The organism is Silvimonas terrae (genome assembly GCF_014202765.1).
In the GTDB taxonomy this organism is placed as follows: domain Bacteria; phylum Pseudomonadota; class Gammaproteobacteria; order Burkholderiales; family Chitinibacteraceae; genus Silvimonas; species Silvimonas terrae.
Genome location: NZ_JACHHN010000003.1, coordinates 223,109 through 239,566 on the forward strand (window position 1 = coordinate 223,109; position 16,458 = coordinate 239,566).

General features: G+C 63.9%; 14 protein-coding genes. 7 read left to right on the forward strand and 7 right to left on the reverse strand.

Annotation, left to right across the window (positions count from 1 at the left end; genetic code table 11):
• Positions 1 to 291 precede the first annotated feature (291 nt).
• From cobM to cbiE, 3 genes are read right to left on the reverse strand one after another with little or no spacing between them, the layout of a single operon-like run.
• A complete protein-coding gene (gene cobM, locus HNQ50_RS08215; protein ID WP_184099466.1) occupies positions 292 to 1,014 on the reverse strand; it encodes a precorrin-4 C(11)-methyltransferase in 723 nt (240 codons plus the stop codon).
• Positions 1,011 to 1,748, reverse strand: coding sequence for a cobalt-precorrin-6A reductase (locus tag HNQ50_RS08220; RefSeq protein ID WP_184099467.1), 738 nt, complete (start codon positions 1,746 to 1,748; stop codon positions 1,011 to 1,013). The genes cobM and HNQ50_RS08220 overlap by 4 nt, the downstream gene beginning before the upstream one ends.
• Complete coding sequence (gene cbiE, locus HNQ50_RS08225; RefSeq protein ID WP_184099468.1) at positions 1,741 to 2,955, reverse strand: precorrin-6y C5,15-methyltransferase (decarboxylating) subunit CbiE; 1,215 nt, start codon at positions 2,953 to 2,955, stop codon at positions 1,741 to 1,743. Before cbiE ends, HNQ50_RS08220 begins: the two co-directional genes overlap by 8 nt.
• Positions 2,956 to 3,141: 186 nt before the next feature.
• Here cbiE and cobG point away from each other — a divergent pair, with 186 nt between their 5' ends.
• From cobG to cobJ, 4 genes are read left to right on the forward strand one after another with little or no spacing between them, the layout of a single operon-like run.
• Positions 3,142 to 4,455, forward strand: coding sequence for a precorrin-3B synthase (gene cobG / locus HNQ50_RS08230; protein ID WP_184100117.1), 1,314 nt, complete (start codon positions 3,142 to 3,144; stop codon positions 4,453 to 4,455).
• 4 nt (positions 4,456 to 4,459) lie between these two features.
• Positions 4,460 to 5,086, forward strand: coding sequence for a precorrin-8X methylmutase (locus HNQ50_RS08235; RefSeq protein WP_184099469.1), 627 nt, complete (start codon positions 4,460 to 4,462; stop codon positions 5,084 to 5,086).
• The gene (locus HNQ50_RS08240) at positions 5,083 to 5,817 is read left to right on the forward strand and encodes a precorrin-2 C(20)-methyltransferase (protein WP_184099471.1); all 735 of its coding nucleotides are present in this window, start codon (positions 5,083 to 5,085) and stop codon (positions 5,815 to 5,817) included. The genes HNQ50_RS08235 and HNQ50_RS08240 overlap by 4 nt, the downstream gene beginning before the upstream one ends.
• Complete coding sequence (gene cobJ, locus HNQ50_RS08245; protein WP_184099472.1) at positions 5,805 to 7,466, forward strand: precorrin-3B C(17)-methyltransferase; 1,662 nt, start codon at positions 5,805 to 5,807, stop codon at positions 7,464 to 7,466. Before HNQ50_RS08240 ends, cobJ begins: the two co-directional genes overlap by 13 nt.
• On the opposite strand, the gene HNQ50_RS08250 is transcribed toward cobJ, so the two are convergent.
• The 4 genes from HNQ50_RS08250 to cobW form a co-directional block, all read right to left on the reverse strand.
• Complete coding sequence (locus HNQ50_RS08250; RefSeq protein ID WP_221303082.1) at positions 7,457 to 7,969, reverse strand: vWA domain-containing protein; 513 nt, start codon at positions 7,967 to 7,969, stop codon at positions 7,457 to 7,459. The two genes, cobJ and HNQ50_RS08250, sit on opposite strands and share 10 nt — an antisense overlap.
• 152 nt (positions 7,970 to 8,121) lie before the next feature.
• Positions 8,122 to 9,138: a magnesium chelatase ATPase subunit I gene (locus HNQ50_RS08255; protein ID WP_184099473.1), complete on the reverse strand. Its 1,017-nt coding sequence runs from the start codon at positions 9,136 to 9,138 to the stop codon at positions 8,122 to 8,124.
• Positions 9,138 to 12,917: a cobaltochelatase subunit CobN gene (gene cobN / locus HNQ50_RS08260; protein WP_184099474.1), complete on the reverse strand. Its 3,780-nt coding sequence runs from the start codon at positions 12,915 to 12,917 to the stop codon at positions 9,138 to 9,140. The genes HNQ50_RS08255 and cobN overlap by 1 nt, the downstream gene beginning before the upstream one ends.
• 4 nt (positions 12,918 to 12,921) lie before the next feature.
• The gene (gene cobW, locus HNQ50_RS08265) at positions 12,922 to 13,995 is read right to left on the reverse strand and encodes a cobalamin biosynthesis protein CobW (RefSeq protein WP_184099475.1); all 1,074 of its coding nucleotides are present in this window, start codon (positions 13,993 to 13,995) and stop codon (positions 12,922 to 12,924) included.
• Between the two features lie 167 nt (positions 13,996 to 14,162).
• Between cobW and HNQ50_RS08270 the strand changes: the two genes are divergently transcribed.
• The 3 genes from HNQ50_RS08270 to HNQ50_RS08280 are packed head-to-tail and all read left to right on the forward strand — an operon-like array spanning position 14,163 to position 16,457.
• Complete coding sequence (locus HNQ50_RS08270; protein ID WP_184099476.1) at positions 14,163 to 14,555, forward strand: cobalamin biosynthesis protein; 393 nt, start codon at positions 14,163 to 14,165, stop codon at positions 14,553 to 14,555.
• Complete coding sequence (gene cobO, locus HNQ50_RS08275) at positions 14,545 to 15,147, forward strand: cob(I)yrinic acid a,c-diamide adenosyltransferase (protein ID WP_184099477.1); 603 nt, start codon at positions 14,545 to 14,547, stop codon at positions 15,145 to 15,147. The genes HNQ50_RS08270 and cobO overlap by 11 nt, the downstream gene beginning before the upstream one ends.
• An 11-nt stretch (positions 15,148 to 15,158) precedes the next feature.
• Positions 15,159 to 16,457 carry a cobyrinic acid a,c-diamide synthase CobB gene (locus HNQ50_RS08280; RefSeq protein WP_184099478.1) on the forward strand — a complete coding sequence of 433 codons (1,299 nt, stop codon included), beginning with the start codon at positions 15,159 to 15,161 and terminating at the stop codon, positions 16,455 to 16,457.
• The last annotated feature ends 1 nt before the right edge of the window (position 16,458 follow it).

A 16,458-nucleotide genomic window follows, 5' to 3' on the forward strand; every position in this document is an offset into this window, starting at 1 on the left:
GTAGTGGGCGCTGTCGCAGGGGTCGCCTTTTCTTTGGGTACTTTCTTTTGGCGACCCAAAAGAAAGTACCTTGCTGTCGGGCAACCCCCGACGTGTAAACCACCGCGCCAAAGGCGCTAACAACGTTTCAAGGTTTTACGACAACCGCGGTGGATTGTCGCTCCCGCTCCGAATCCACCCTACGGCTCTTGTAACAATATTAACCAGGCCAGCCTCCCCCGGATTCCCGGCCTGATGGCCTCCATCCGGGCTACGGAGCGGCGCTGCTCAAGGGCACAGTAACCAGCCCCCTCACCCCGCGTACAGCGTGGAATCCGCAAAATCCTCCGCCGTCAAAACCCGCCCCACCAGGATCAGCGCCGTGCGCTCAATCTCTGTCCCACTCACCTTGCCCACAATATCGGCCAGCGTCCCCGTCACCCGGCGCTCATCCGGCCAGCTGGCGCGGTACACCACGGCAATGGGGCAATCCGCGCCGTAATGCGGCAAGAGTTCGGCCACGATACTGGCCAGATGCCGCACGCCCAGATGAATTGCCATCGTGGCCTGGTGGCGCGCCAGGTCGGCCAGGTCTTCGCCTGGCGGCATTTTTGACTTGCTGCCGTAGCGGGTCAGGATCACGGTCTGCGCCACGCCCGGCAGCGTCAGTTCAACGCCCAAAGCGGCCGCACTGGCTGCCGTAGCGGTCACGCCCGGAACGATTTCGTACGCAATGCCCAGCGCTTTGAGCCGGCGAATCTGCTCACCAATTGCGCCATATAACGAGGGATCACCGGAGTGAACGCGCGCCACGTCTTTGCCTGCGGCATTCGCCTGGGTCAGCAAGTCCATGATCTGATCGAGTGTCAGTTCCGCCGTATTCACCACCAGCCCGGCCTGATGGCCGGCCAGCACGGCGTCCGGCACCAGCGAGCCGGCGTACAGGATGACCGGGCAGCTACGCACCAGGCGCTGGCCTTTCACGGTAATGAGTTCCGGGTCGCCCGGGCCGGCGCCAATAAAATAAACGGTCATGCCAGGTTTTCGCTTTTCAGGGTAAGGAGGAGTGCGGCGAGATCGGTGAACTCCCGCTGCGCCGGCGGCAGCGCCGGGCGACTGAACATCAGCACCGGCAAACCCAGTTCCCGGGCGGCTTCCAGCTTGGCTTCAGTGGCCGCGCCGCCGCTGTTTTTGCTGACGATGACGTCAATCTGATGCGCATGCAGCAGCGCGCGTTCACCGTCCGCCGTAAACGGCCCGCGCACGCCCAAGATCTGCGCGCGCGCGTTGCCGGGGTGGGGATCAAGACAGCGCACCAGCCAGTGCTGATGCGGCGGGATGTCATCCAGATGCGCCAACGGTTCACGACCAGAGGTGAACAGCGGCCGCTTGAACGGGGCCAGTTGCGCCATCAAGTCAGCCCAATCCGCCACGTTACGCCAGTCATCACCCGCTCCCGCTTGCCAAGGGGCGCGGCGCAACGCCCAGTAGCTCACGCCGGTTTGCGTGCAGGCCCGCGCGGCGTTGCCGCTGATCTGCGCGGCGTAGGGGTGGGTGGCGTCCAGCACCAGCGCTATGTTTGCGTCAATCAGATACTGCGCCAGGCCATCCGCGCCACCAAAGCCACCCACACGGACCTGGCAAGCCAGATCGTCGGGCACGCGGCCCAGGCCGGCCAGGCTGTACACATGGCGCGGGCCCAGATGGCGGGCAATGTGCAGCGCATCTCCCGTGCCGCCCAACAGTAAAATGCGCGCAGCGTCAGACATCGGCAACGCACTTGTGAACTTCATAGAGCATCAGCGGCAAGGCCGGACGCCAGGTATCAAAACTACCCAGCGGCCGGGCCTGGGCCAGCGCAATCCGGGTGAGTGATCCACCGTGTTCCGCGTGCCAGGCCATCAAGACTTGTTCTGCCTGCAAAGTCACCGCGTTGGCAATCAAGCGTCCACCGGGTTTGAGCGCGCCCCAGCAAGCAGCCAGCATGCCCGGCGCAGTGACGCCGCCACCAATGAAAATGGCGTCCGGCGACGGCAAATCAGCCAGCGCAGCGGGGGCATCGCCAGCAACCAGTTGCAGCCCCGGCACGCCCAGTTGATCCCGGTTATGGGTAATGAACTGCTGGCGACCCGCATCGGCCTCGACCGCAATGGCGCGGCAGTCCGGGTGGCTACGCATCCACTCAATCCCGATCGAGCCGGATCCCGCACCGATATCCCATAACAACTCGCCCGGCCGCGGTGCCAGCCGACCAAGGGTGATGGCGCGCGCATCACGTTTGGTGATCTGGCCATCGTGCCGGTAGGCCTCGTCCGGCAAGCCGGGGGTGAGCGGCAGACTGCGGGTGTTGCCCTCGGCAACCAGTGCCAGCGCCACCAGATTGAGCTTTGCGGTTTCTGCGATCGACCAGGTGGCGGCGGTGCTGGTGAGGTGCCGCTCGGTGCTCGCCCCCAGGTGTTCAAGGACTGTCATGCGGCTGGGGCCAAAGCCCTGTTCGGTCAGGTGTCGGGCGATGGCGGCGGGGGCTGCGCCATCCGCCACCAGCAACAACAAATGGCCACCGGCATGCAAATGCGTGTTCAGCGTCGCCAGTGGCTGGGTCAGCAAGGACAGTACCCGGCATTGCTGTAAAGGCCAGCCCAGCCGGGCGGCGGCCAGCGAAACCGAAGACGGCGCCGGGATGATGGTCATCTCTGCCGGGTCTATCTGTTGCGCCAGGCTGGCGCCCACGCCGTAGAACATGGGGTCGCCACTGGCCAGCACGCATACCGGCGTGCCGCGACACTCAAGCACCGGGGCAAGCTCAAACGGCCGCGGCCAGACCCTGCGTTCTGCCTTGATGCCGTCAGGTAACAAGGCCAACTGGCGTTCGGCCCCCACAATGACGCGGGCGGCCCGCAGCGCTTGCCGGGCCGTGTCCGAGAGCCCGGCCTCGCCATCTGCGCCAATCCCCACCACGGTCAACCATGCGCTCATGTGTTTTCCTTGTTTTGCCTCGGCGGCATGACGGGGCTATGAAAATTGCATACCATATCGAATATCAAGCGCAGCCCTGACAGGCATTGCAAATGAGGCCGTAGTATATCGCATACCCTGGTACGGCCCGGCGCAACGACACTCCAACCCGGTGCCATCTTGATCCAGCCCGCTCCACCCCTCCCTGTGGCACCTGACGCACGCCAATCTGCTTGCCCCGGGTTGCTGCATATTGTCCCGGCGCTGGATGCCGGCTTGTGTCGCATCCGGCTGCCTGGCGGTGTGTTAACGGCAGAGCAGGCTCATGCGCTGGCGGCTGCTGCCAGCCGCCATGCCAGCGGCATCATTGAGGCCACCAACCGCGCCAATCTGCAACTGCGCGGCGTAACTGCTGGCCATGAATCCGCGCTGATTGAGGCCTTGCTGGCCGCCGGGCTGGGCCCGCAAGCCGGCGCAGGGTCGGCAGATGCGCGCGACAATGTCCGCAACGTGATGCAAAGCCCGCTGGCCGGGCGGGATGAAGGCACGCTGATTGACACCCGGCCGCTCACCGCTGACCTGCTGACCCATTTGCAAAGCGTGCCGATGTTTGCGGCGCTCTCGCCCAAGTTCTGCATTTTGTTCGATGGCGGTGAAGCGCTGGCTGCCACCGACCACCCGCACGATATCTGGCTGTCTGCGCTGCCCGCAGACGCACTCGGCCCACGCTTTGCCCTGGGGTTGGCCGGTTGCCCCGGCATTGAGGGCATGCTGATCAGCGTCAGGCCGGATCAGGTCATTGCCACCGTGGATGCATTGCTGCACGCGTTCTTGCGCCTGGCCGGGCCGGATCAACAACGTATGCGCCAGCTTCTGACCACGCACAGCGCCGCCGATATCCTGCAACAGGCGCAAACGCAACTGGGGTGCGAAGGCAAGCCAGACCTGAGCGCATGGCCGCGCCAGCCTGCTTGCGGTGCCTTGCAAGTGGGGATTCATGCCCAAGCCCAGGCATCTGGCCTGTATTATGTCGGCGCCCGCCTGCCGCTGGGTCGCATGACTGCGGCGCAATTGCACGCACTGGCCGATCTCAGTCATGGCGTGGTGCATTTCACCCCCTGGCAAGGGGTATTGCTGCCTGATTTGTCGCCGCTTGCCGCCGAGATCATGGCAACAGAATTGCGGCAATTGGGCTTGTTGACCGACTGGCAATCGCCGCTGACGCGCTTGATTGCCTGTGCCGGCAGTGCCGGTTGCGTGAAATCGCAAGCGGATGTCAAAACCGACGCCGTGGCGCTGGCCGGGCTACTGACCGTGCCCCGCACCGTACATTTGTCTGGCTGTCCGCGTTCTTGCGCGGCGGCGCACACCGCGCCCTGGACCTTGCTGGCCGTGTCACCTGGCCATTACGACCTTTATCAACGCAGTGCCGAGGGCCGTTTTGGTACCCGGCTTGCGCAACAACTCAACGTAGAGCAGGCGGCCGGGGTTCTGAACCGCCAGCCTGCCAGCCCGGATTAACCGCATGCTTGAATACATCAAAGACGGCCAGGAGATTTACCGCCGCTCTTTTGCCACCATCCGCGCCGAGGCGGATTTGGCGGCCATCCCGCCTGATCTGGAAAAACTGGCCGTGCGCGTGATTCACGCCTGCGGCATGGTTGATATCGTGCAAGACCTGGCGTTCTCGCCAGGCGCAGGTGAGGCCGGCCGCAGCGCCCTGCAAAACGGGGCGCCCATTCTGTGTGATGCACGCATGGTGGCCGAAGGCATTACCCGCGCGCGCCTGCCCGCCAGCAATCCGGTGATCTGTACCCTGGGCGAGCCCAACGTGCCTGATCTGGCGCGCGAACTGGGCAATACGCGTTCTGCTGCTGCGCTGGAACTATGGCGGCCGCACCTGGCCGGCAGCGTTGTGGTGATTGGCAATGCGCCCACCGCCCTCTTCTACTTGCTGGAGATGCTGGATGCCGGCGCGCCCAAACCGGCATTGATTCTGGGTTTTCCGGTCGGTTTCATTGGTGCGGCAGAATCCAAAGCGGCACTGGCGGCCGATAGCCGGGGCATACCGTATGTGGTGGCCCACGGCCGGCGCGGTGGTTCGGCCATGGCCGCCGCTGCGGTCAACGCGCTGGCGACGGAGGCAGAATGAGCACACAACGCGGACGTCTGCTGGGTCTGGGCGTGGGGCCGGGTGATCCGGAACTCATCACCCTCAAAGCCTTGCGCCTGCTGCAAAGCGCGCCGGTGGTGGCGTATTTTGTCGCCAAGGGTAAACGTGGCAATGCCTTCGGGATCATCGAACACCACTTGACCGCTGCGCAGGAACGCCTGCCACTGGTTTACCCGGTGACCACCGAAACCCTCGCCCCACCGCTGGATTACGAAACCCTGATTGCCGGTTTTTATGATGATGTGGCGCAAGCCCTGGCCGCGCATCTGGACGCCGGCCGGGACGTCGCGGTGATCTGCGAAGGCGATCCGTTCTTTTACGGCTCGTATATGTATCTGCACGACCGGCTGGCCGGGCACTATGAGGCCGAAGTTGTGCCAGGGGTGTGTTCCATGCTGGGCGGCGCGGCCGTATTGGGAGTACCGCTGGTGTACCGCAACCAGAGCCTCTCTGTACTCTCTGGCGTCTTGCCGGAAGACGAACTGACCCGCCGGCTGGCCGATGCCGAAGCGGCCGTCATCATGAAGCTGGGCCGCAATTTCGATAAAGTGCGTCGGGTACTGACCAACCTGGGTCTTGCCGACCGCGCTTTGTATGTCGAACGCGCCACCATGGCCAACCAGCGCATTGTGCCGCTGGCAGAAGTTGACCCGATGGCCTCGCCGTATTTCTCCTTGCTGGTGGTGCCGGGGGAAAAATGGCGGGGTTGAACACAGCGGCGGCGATTGTCATTCTGGGCACCGGCGCGCTGGAGACCGCCCGCCGCATCCAGGCGGCCCTGCCCGGTGCGCAGGTGCATGCGCTGGCCGAGCGGGTGGAAGGCGACATTGCGTACGCAGACCTGAGCGGCCATCTGAAAACGCTCTACGCCCAGAACACGCCGATCATTGCGCTGTGCGCGGCCGGCATTGTTATCCGCTGTGTTGCGCCCTTGCTGGTCAACAAAGGGACAGAACCCCCGGTGCTGGCCGTGGCGGAAGACGGCAGTGCCGTGGTGCCGCTGCTGGGCGGGCTGACCGGTGCCAATGTACTGGCACGCCAGGTGGCCGCCGCGCTGGCGGTCAGCCCGGCCATTACCACCAGCGGCGAGTTGCGCTTTGGTACTTGCTTGCTGAACCCGCCCGCTGGCTACACGCTGGCCGATCTGGATCACGGCAAACGCTTTGTGTCTGACTTGCTGGCCGGCGCCGCCACACGGGTAGAGGGCGATATGCCCTGGCTGGGTGAAGCGCGCCTGCCGCAGGCAAGCACGGCTGAACACGTCATCCGCCTGAGCCCGTATGCCTGGCAGGGCGATCCGCAAGAATTGGTCATCCACCCGCAGGCGGTGATTGCCGTGGTCGCCGCCGGGGCCAATCTGGCCCAGCGCGTCCGTGGCGCACTGGCGCACCAGCATCTGGCGCCAGCCGCCCTGGCCGCAGTGGTCATGCTGGAGACAGATGCCAACCAGGATCATGCTAGCGCAGCAGCAGAGCTTGGCGTGCCGTTGCGCCTGGTAACCCGCATGGAGGCAGCCCTGCCCGGCCAGCCGCTGCCTGAAGAACATGGCGTAGTCCTGCTGGTCAATGATCAGCCGGTGGACCCGCAACAGATCGGCCATGCGCGCGGCAACCTGACCGTGCTGGGTCTGGGCCCAGGCCGGGCTGATTTGCTGGCCCCTGCCGCCCGCAAAGCGCTGGATGAAGCCACCGACGTGCTTGGTTATGACACTTACGTGAACATGGCCGGGCCGTTTCGGGGTGATCAAACCGTACACGGCACCGATAACCGTGAAGAACTGCAACGTGCCCGCCATGCCTTTGAACTGGCGTTAACCGGGCGGCGCGTGGTGATGGTGTCCTCAGGCGATCCGGGCGTGTTTGCCATGGCCGCCGCCGTGCTGGAAGCGCTGGACAACGCCGATGACCCGCGCTGGGGCGGCGTGGCCTTGCAGATCATTCCGGGTATCTCTGCCGCGCTGGCCACCGCCGCTGTGGCTGGCGCGCCGCTGGGGCATGACTTCTGCATGCTCTCGCTGTCCGACAATCTCAAACCGTGGGACATCATTGAAAAGCGCCTGGCGCTGGCGGCGCAGGCCGATCTGGTCATGGCGTTCTACAACCCCATTTCCCGCGCGCGGCCGTGGCAACTGGATAAAGCGCTGGAGATCGTCCGTCAGCACCGCGCGCCAGACACCGTGGTGGTGCTGGGCCGGGATATCGGCCGACCGGGCGGCAAGCTCACCACGCTGACGCTGGGTGAATTGCAGGCGGCCCAGGTGGATATGCGCACCATGGTGCTGATTGGCTCATCCACAACCCGGCGCTTTACCCCACCCAACGGGCCGGAGTGGGTCTATACGCCGCGCTTTTATCCCTGAGGTTCGTTCCGGGGCGTGATGTGTGTCGCGCCCCAGGCCTGCGCCAGCGCCGCGCAACGCCCCAGCCGCAGCGCACCGGTTTCAAAATCAACAACGTGGATGCGCTGGGCATGCGGCGGGCACACCGGATGCTCGGACGTTCTGCCGTCGGTGAGCACCCATAAGTGGCGTTGCTGCGCCGGATACAAGCGTGCGGATTGCGCCAGCATCTCCGCCGCTTTACGCATCCCCAGCGCAAATGGCGTACCGCCGCCACCGGCCAGAGGAGCCAGCCAGCGTTCATTCCACCAGCGCGGCACTGCCGGCCCAAAGCGGATATCCGCTGTATTGCCGCCAAAGCAGATCAGCGCGGCGTGTGACCGTTGTTGTGCCGCCTGATCAAACATGGAGGCCAGCCAGCCCTTGGCGCGCGCCAGGCTGTCATCCCGCAACATGGATGAGGAGCAATCGAGCACAAAGCAATGCAACACGCCCGCCTGTGCCACTACGGGCCGATAGTGCAAATGCGCGGCCTGCAGCGCGGCCCGCCCTTTGGTGGCGAGCGTGCGCGGCCAGTGCAGGCGCGTGCCGGGCTCGCCCCAGCGCGCGCTCAGTGTGCCTTGACCTTGCCACCGGGCACCGCTGCGTTGGGCAGCGGCGGCTTTGCCACGATGGCTCAGGCTTTTTTTGCGGCAAGCGGCAACACGCCCCGCACGGGCTTCAGCCCGGCCTGTTCCGGCGGCAGATAGCCCCAGTCGCCCTCACTTTGCGCGGCCGTTTGTCCAGTGGTGGATGAGGTTTGTGGCAACTGGCCGGTTGCTGACGCCACGCTGCGGCGATGTTGCAATACGGCGGGGGCCACCGCGTCGATATGCGCCACGGTAATCTGCGCGGCGTCCTGCAACGCCGCCAGCGCCCGGCCAGCGCGCAACATCACCAGATCGGCGCGCAGGCCATCCACTGCCGCATCAATACACAGGGCACTGACATGCTGGTGGACCGCGTCGTCAAACTCCAGTGCGGCAAGGCGCGTGCGCGCGGCGTGAATCTGCTGGCTGAGCGCGTTTTGTTGTTCGGCGTAGTGGGCGCGGAACATGTCCGGGTCCAGTTCAAAAGCCAGCCGTTTCTTCACAATCTGCTGGCGGATGGCCGGATCAAAACAATTTTGCAACTGCACCATCAGCCCAAAGCGGTCCAGCAATTGCGGGCGCAGCTCGCCCTCTTCCGGGTTCATGGTGCCGATCAGCGAAAACCGCGTGGCATGACTGTAAGAGATCCCATCCCGCTCAACCGTATTGATGCCACTGGCTGCGGCATCCAGCAGCGCGTCAACCAGCGCGTCCGGCAACAGGTTGATTTCATCCACGTACAACACGCCCTGGTGCGCCTGCGCCAGCAAGCCGGGCGAGAACCGTGCCTCGCCCTCCTGCAGCGCCGCGTTGATGTCCAATGAGCCGGTGACCCGGTCCTCAGAGGCGGCCAGTGGCAAGGTCACCAGACGGCCTTCCGGCAACAGTTCAGCCAGCGCGCGTGCTGCGGTCGACTTGGCGGTGCCGCGCGGGCCACTGACCAGCACGCCGCCAATACCGGGGTCTATCGCCGCCAGCAATAGCGCTTGTTGCAGTTCTGGCTGACCCACCAGGGCCGCAAACGGGTAAGCACTTTGGGGGTGTGCGGGGATCGGAGCAATCATCAAGGGTTCCCTTCCAGAGACTGTTCGGCAGAGAGCAAGTGTTGCTCCACCTGCGCCCGATAAGGGCCGGGTTGCTGCCACAGGCCACGCTGCATGGCTTCCAGCAGGCGCTCGCACATGCCATGCAGGGCATGCGGATTATGTTGCTGCAAAAAGTCGCGCGTGGCGGGGTCATTCAGATAAGCGTCGGTGACGAGGGCGTATTGGTAGTCCGCCACCACCCGCGCTGTCGCGTCGTAACCGTAGAGATAATCCACGGTGGCGGCAATCTCGGCGGCGCCCTTGTAACCGTGCCGTTTCACGCCGTCCAGCCATTTGGGGTTGACCACGCGGGCGCGGATCACGCGGGCAATTTCTTCATGCAGCGTGCGGATTTGCGGCGCCGCCGGATTGCTGTGGTCGCCATGGTAAAGCGCCGGTTGCTGGCCGGACAAATGCCGCACCGCCGCCGTCATGCCGCCCTGAAACTGGTAGTAGTCGTTGGAGTCCAGCACGTCATGCTCGCGGCTATCCTGGTTTTGCAGCACCACGTCGATGGCTTGCAAGCGCTGGCCAAAGGTGTCGGCCGCCGCTTCGCCCGCCGCATTTTGCGCATAGGCATAACCGCCCCAGCGCTGATAGGCATTGGCGAGATCGGCATCGGTTTGCCACTGGCGCAGGTCGATCATCTCTTGCAGGCCCGCACCATAGCTACCGGGTCGGGCGCCAAAGACTCGCCAACCCGCACGGCGGCGTGCTTCATCGGCCGCCACGCCCTGGGTTTGCAGGGCGTGACGCTCGGCCAGAATGCGCGCGCGGATGGGGTTGAGGTCGGCCGGTTCATCCAGTTCTGCCACGCCTTGCACGGCAGCATCAAACAGGTGGATCAGATTGGCAAAGGCATCGCGAAAAAAGCCGGACACCCGCAGCGTGACGTCAATGCGCGGCCGGTCAAACACGCTGATCGGCAGGATTTCAAAGTCGGTGACACGATGACTGCCATGCGCCCATTTGGGCCGCACGCCCAACAGCGCCAGCGCCTGGGCAATGTCCTCGCCGCCAGTGCGCATGGTCGCCGTGCCCCATACCGACAAGCCCACCGCACGCGGGTAATCGCCATGGTCTTGCAAGTGGCGCTCAAGCAACTGGTTGGCCGATTTATTCCCCAGCGCCCACGCCGCTTGCGTAGGCACGGCACGGGTGTCGACCGCGTAGAAATTGCGCCCGGTGGGCAAGACATCCGGCCGGCCACGCGTGGGCGAACCACTGGGGCCTGGCGGCACAAAGCGGCCGGCCAGACCCGCCAACAGATGATGAAGTTCTTGCGGGCCGCAGGCATCCAGCGGCGGCAAGATAGCCTGCTGCACCCGCGTCAGTACAGCGCTGCTTTGCGGGCCAATGCGGGTCCTGGGCATGCCGAATTCACACAGTTCATCCAGCAGCGCGCTGGCCAGCAGTTCCAGCCGTTCCCGCGTGTCACCGGCGTGCCGCCACGGGCTGTCGTCCAGCGCTTGCAACGGGGCCGGGCGCGGGCCAGTCCAGGGGGCGGACCAGTCTGCTTGCAGCGGGTCAAACTCATCCCCCAGCGCCAGGTCATGTGCCAGCGCGGCAATCAGACCGGCGTTGCCGTCTTTGCCATCCGCCACGGCAAACCGGGCCAGCGCTTGCAAAGTGTCGCGCCGCTGGCGGTGTTGTGGGGAACGGCCAAAGATATGCAGACCGTCTCTGATCTGCGCTTCTTTGAGTTCGCATAGCCAGGCGTCCACCCGCGTCAGCAGTGCATCTTCATCCGCGCCGGGCGCAGCCATGCTGAGTTCTTCATGCAGCTTGTTTTGCCGGATGGCGTGCAAAATGGTTTTGCGCAACAACTGGGCGCGACGCGGATCGACGGAGAGCGCTTCGTAGTATTCGTCCACCTGGCGTTCCAGGTCTTGCAGCGGGCCGTAGTTCTCCGCACGGGTCAGCGGTGGCATCAGGTGATCGATAATCACCGCCTGGGCGCGCCGCTTGGCCTGGCAGCCCTCGCCCGGATCATTGACGATAAACGGGTATAGATGCGGCAACGGCCCCAAGATCAGATCAGGCCAGCAAGTTGCAGCCAAGGCCACGCTCTTGCCCGGCAGCCACTCCAGATTGCCGTGTTTGCCCAAATGGATGACCGCGTCGATCCCCCAGCTTTGCCGCAGCCAGAAATAGAACGCCAGATAGGCATGCGGCGGGATCAGCTCGGCATCGTGGTAACTGGCGTAGTCATTGTCACCGCGGGAGCGTGACGGCTGAATGCCGACAAACACATGTCCACAGCGCCAGCCGGCAATCATGAAACGGCCCTGGCGCACGGTGGGATCGGCCTCGGGCGCGCCCCAGCGTTCTTCCAGCGCAGTGCGGATTTCTGCCGGCAGTTGCGCCAGTTGCGTCAGGTAATCGGCCAGCGCGTAGCTTTGCAGCGCGGGCCGCACGCTGCGGGTGGCGGGGTCGTTGGTGATGCCTTGCGTTAACAGGCCGATCAGCGCATCACCGTCTTGCGGCACATCGCCAACCTCATAGCCTTGGTCGGCCAGCGCCTGCAAGACCACCAGGGCTGACGCCGGGGTATCCAGCCCCACGCCGTTGCCAATGCGGCCTTCGCTCATGGGGTAATTGGCCAGGATCAGCGCCAGTTTCTTTTGTGCGTTGGGCAGCGTGCGCAAACGGCACCAGCGGCGGGTCAGCGCCACCACAAAATCAATGCGCTCCAGATCAGGCTGGTATTGCACTACGTCTACTTGCGTGTGCGGGCAGTGGTAAGACAAACCTTTAAAGCTGACGGCGCGGGTGATGATGCGGCCATCGACCTCCGGCAGGGCGATATGCATGGCGATATCGCGGCTGTTCAGGCCGTGGTTGTCGGCCAGCCAGGCTTCACGGTTGCTGCCAGAAAGGATCACCTGCAATACGGGTGCGTCCCCAAACAGGTCCAGCGGTTCAGCGTCGTCCAGCGCACTCGCCGCAAACGCCGTGGTATTGAGCACCACCGCCACGCCGTGCTCTGCGCACAGTTGGCGCAAGACGTCCTGGCTGAACGCGTCTTTCAACGAGGTCACCGCAATCGGCAGCGGGTTCAGACCAGCGCGTTCCAGCGCGGTAATCAGCGCGTCAAACACCAGGGTGTTGGCCGCTTGCAAATGCGCTTTGTAAAACAGGATGGCGACGACCGGTGCGCCAGGCTGCCAGCGTGTTTGCCAGTCTGCCGCCGTGGCGTGGTGATGCTGCGGGTGGTAAATGGCGGCAGCCGGCAAGGCGCGGGGGAGTTCTGGCTCATGCCCCCAACCCAGCACATGAAAGGCAATGGCGCGCAGAAAAGCCTCGGCATTTTGCGCGCCGCCTTCGCGCAGGTAACGCCACAATTGCTGGCACAGTGCAGGGCTCACCGTGCTTTTGGCGGTCAGGTTGGGGTCTTCTTGCAGATCGCCAGAAAACATCGCCAGCGCCTGGTCCTTGCGTTGGGCCAGTTCGGTGACTTGTTCAATGCCGTATGGCCAGTAGCTCTCGCCCCCAAGGTGATCGACCACCACGGCTTTGGCATGCTGCAAGATGTCATCAACGTAAAAATCGACCGACGCGGGCTGGCGCAAGAAGGTGACGTTCGCCAGCCGTACACTGGGGAAATCCGGCCCCAGCCGCGCCACGGCCCCGGCCAGTAGCGCCAGCGTGGTATCTGCCGAGCTGAGCACCACAATGTCTGCCGGCGCTTGCTCAATGCGGATGACGCCTGCACTGTCATCAACAAACCCGCCCGGCGTGGTGCGCAACAAATGCATGCGGTCAGGCCGGTTGGGCGGTTTGCGCCAGCGCGGCGGTAAAGGCTTGCTGCAAAGCGGCCTGATCCAGATCGGCCCCAATCAGTACAAAGCGGCTGTCTGCGGCGTCTGTGGCAACCCAGCGGCGGTCAAAGTAGCTGTCAAAGCGCGTGCCGACGCCCTGGATCACCAGGCGCATGGCCGCATCCGGCAGCCGCGCAAAACCCTTCACGCGGTAGATATCATGGGCCTCTACCAGGGTGCGTAGCGCGGCAATGGTGGCTTCACGGTTGGTGACCTGGGCATGCACCACCACCGAATCGAAATCATCGTGGTGATGGTCCGGATCATCGGCCGAGCCATGATGACCGTGGCGCTGGTCAATGCCTTCTTCCGATGCAGCCTCCAGCCCCAGCAGCGTGGCCAGATCAAGCTGACCGTTTTGTGCGCGGACAATCTTTACGTGCGCCGGAATATCTTCACGGATGGTGTCTTCCACCGCCGCGATATGCGCCGGGTTCAGTTGATCCATCTTGTTCAGGATCACCAGGTCCGCCGCCGAGAGTTGATCGGCAAACAGTTCGTGCAATGGGGACTCATGATCCAGGTTCGAGTCTGCCTTGCGCTGCTCGTCCACCGCTTGCGGGTTTTCGGCAAACTGGCCGGCGGCGGTGGCCGGGCCATCGACCACGGTAATCACGGCATCCACCGTAAAGCTGTTCTTGATGCTGGGCCAGTTGAACGCTTGAACCAGCGGTTTGGGCAGGGCCAGGCCGCTGGTCTCAATCAGAACGTGATCAATGTCGTCCCGCCGTTCGTTCAATGCTTCCATGACCGGGTAGAACTCTTCTTGCACCGTGCAGCACAGGCAACCGTTGGCCAGTTCATAGAGCTGGCCCGCTGTCTCATTGCCGGCGTCATCGCAGCCAATGCCGCAGCCTTTGAGGATTTCGCCATCAATACCCAGTTCGCCAAACTCGTTGACGATCACGGCAATGCGGCGGCCCTGGGCGTGTTGCAGGATGTGGCGCAGCAAGGTGGTTTTGCCACTACCAAGGAAACCGGTGATCACAGTGACCGGGATTTTGCGCATGTGCATGAAGAGGGCTCCGGGGGCGTTGACACGAGCGCGTGACGCGCCGTTTTATGGGCTTGCGGGTGTCGGTTGAATATTCCGTTATCATTGTACCAGCGCCCCACGCGGCCAGAACGTTTGCGCTGGCCTGCAAACCCATCCTTTTTTTCATGACCCGCATCGCCCCATACATGACGCCTCAACTTGCGCTGGGTATTGGCTGTCGCCAGAACAGCACCGCAGCAGAGATTACCGCTGCGGTCACCGCTGCCTTGGGCGAGCGCAGACTGGCTGAGGTGCGCAGGGTCGCCACCATTGCCGCACGGGCCAATGCACCGGGCCTGAGCACCTTCTGCCAGCAGCAGGCTTTACCGCTGCAGACCTTCAGCGCTGCAGAGATCAACGCCTTGCCGCAAAGCTGGCCGCCCTCCGCCTTCGTCATGGCACAACTGGGGGTGACCGGCGTGTGTGAGCCCTGCGCCTTGCTCGCCGCAGCCGGGGGGCCGTTGCTGGTTTCCAAATTCATACTGGATGGCGTGACCGTCGCCATCGCCGCTTTTCAGGACCTATCAAATGAAAACTGATCCCGCCGCGCACCAGCGCATGACCGAGCGCCGCCAGGCCGGTTACGAGAAAAAACAGGCCGCCGCCACCCAGGAAAAAGGCCTGCTGATGGTGAATACCGGCACCGGCAAGGGTAAATCCACCGCCGCCTTTGGCATGGCGGTGCGCACACTGGGCCACGGCTTGCGTCTGGGCGTGGTGCAGTTCATCAAGGGCGCACTGCACACGGCAGAGCGGGATTTCCTGGGTGCAGTCGCCCAGTGCGATTTTGTGACCATGGGCGATGGTTATACCTGGAACACGCAAAACCGCGACGCCGACATCGCCACCGCCCGCAAAGGCTGGGATGAAGCGCGCCGGATGATTGAAAGCGGCGAGTATCACATGGTGATCCTGGATGAACTGAACACGGTGCTGAAATACGAATACCTGCCGCTGGACGAGGTGCTGGCCGTGTTCGCCGCCCGCCCGGACATGCTGCACGTGGTGGTCACGGGTCGCCACGCGCCAGAGGCGCTGATTGAAGCGGCAGACCTGGTCACCGAAATGACCCTGGTCAAACACCCCTACCGCGAACAAGGCGTGAAAGCGCAACGCGGCGTCGAGTTTTGAGTGCCCAAGCCATGCCACACTGCCCCGCGCTGCTGATCAGCGCGCCTGCTTCCGGCGCTGGCAAAACCACCATTACCGCAGGCCTGGCGCGTTACCACCGCCGCAATGGCCTGCGCGTGCGCGTGTTCAAGACCGGCCCGGATTTTCTGGACCCCAAACTGCTGGCACGCGCCAGCGGGGCGCCGGTATACAACCTGGACCTGGGCATGGTGGGCGCAGACGGCTGCAAAGCCTTGCTGGCGCAGGCCGCCAAAGAGGCCGACCTGATCCTGATTGAAGGGGTGATGGGTTTGTTTGATGGCACCCCCAGCAGCGCCGATCTGGCACAGGCGCTGGGAGTGCCGGTGCTGGCGGTCATCAGCGGCAAATCCATGGCACAGACTTTTGCTGCGGTGGCGTTTGGCCTGGCGCGGTTCCGGCCGGGGCTGCCGTTTTATGGGGTACTGGCTAATCACGTGGCCTCTGCGCGGCATGCAGAACTATTGCAGCAAGCGCTACCGGCAGATATTCCCTGGCTGGGGCATATTGCCACGGGGGTGGACATGGCCTTGCCGGAGCGTCACCTGGGTTTGCAGCAGCCCGAAGACATTGCCGATCTGGATGCCCGGCTGGACCTGGCGGCGGACATTATCGGCACCACCGCGCTTGCCCAGTTACCACCGTCGGTTGCATTTGCCGAGGTATCCACGCCAGCAATCCCGCGTCTGCTGGCTGGTCAACGCATTGCCATTGCGCGGGATGAAGCTTTCTCTTTTATCTACCCGGCCAACCTGGATTTGCTGGAACACCTGGGCGCGGAACTGGTGTTTTTTTCCCCGCTGGCCGATGAGCCCGTGCCGGCGGATTGTGATGCCGCCTATTTACCCGGCGGCTATCCGGAGTTGCACGCGCCACAACTGGCACGCAACACCCGCAGCAGCGACAGCCTGCGCAACCATGTTGAGCACGGCAAACCGCTGGTGGCGGAATGCGGCGGCATGTTGTACCTGACGGAAAGCATTACCCAGACCGATGGCCGCCGCACGGCGCAGCCGGGGCTGCTACCTGGCGCCGCGCAAATGCAAAAGCGCTTTGCGGCTCTGGGCATGCAAGCGCTGACGACGGCGCAAGGCACGGTACGCGGACACACCTTTCATTATTCGACGCTGACCACGCCACTAATCCCGATGGCCCAGGCCCAACATGCCGATACGGGCAAAAGCGGGGAAGCCTGGTATCAGCATGGCCCCATCACCGCCACCTATATGCATGCCTACTGGCCGTCCTGCCCGGCGTTTGCCGCTGCGCTGTTTCTGGGCAAGGCGTTCTGAG

Excerpts from the sequence above, each read along its gene's own strand:
- cobM (WP_184099466.1), bottom strand. The coding sequence starts at position 1,014 with ATGACCGTTTATTTTATTGGCGCCGGCCCGGGCGACCCGGAACTCATT.
- HNQ50_RS08220 (WP_184099467.1), bottom strand. The coding sequence starts at position 1,748 with ATGTCTGACGCTGCGCGCATTTTACTGTTGGGCGGCACGGGAGATGCG.
- cbiE (WP_184099468.1), bottom strand. The coding sequence starts at position 2,955 with ATGAGCGCATGGTTGACCGTGGTGGGGATTGGCGCAGATGGCGAGGCC.
- HNQ50_RS08235 (WP_184099469.1), top strand. The coding sequence starts at position 4,460 with ATGCTTGAATACATCAAAGACGGCCAGGAGATTTACCGCCGCTCTTTT.
- HNQ50_RS08240 (WP_184099471.1), top strand. The coding sequence starts at position 5,083 with ATGAGCACACAACGCGGACGTCTGCTGGGTCTGGGCGTGGGGCCGGGT.
- cobJ (WP_184099472.1), top strand. The coding sequence starts at position 5,805 with ATGGCGGGGTTGAACACAGCGGCGGCGATTGTCATTCTGGGCACCGGC.
- HNQ50_RS08255 (WP_184099473.1), bottom strand. The coding sequence starts at position 9,138 with ATGATTGCTCCGATCCCCGCACACCCCCAAAGTGCTTACCCGTTTGCG.
- cobN (WP_184099474.1), bottom strand. The coding sequence starts at position 12,917 with ATGCATTTGTTGCGCACCACGCCGGGCGGGTTTGTTGATGACAGTGCA.
- cobW (WP_184099475.1), bottom strand. The coding sequence starts at position 13,995 with ATGCACATGCGCAAAATCCCGGTCACTGTGATCACCGGTTTCCTTGGT.
- HNQ50_RS08270 (WP_184099476.1), top strand. The coding sequence starts at position 14,163 with ATGACGCCTCAACTTGCGCTGGGTATTGGCTGTCGCCAGAACAGCACC.
- cobO (WP_184099477.1), top strand. The coding sequence starts at position 14,545 with ATGAAAACTGATCCCGCCGCGCACCAGCGCATGACCGAGCGCCGCCAG.
- HNQ50_RS08280 (WP_184099478.1), top strand. The coding sequence starts at position 15,159 with ATGCCACACTGCCCCGCGCTGCTGATCAGCGCGCCTGCTTCCGGCGCT.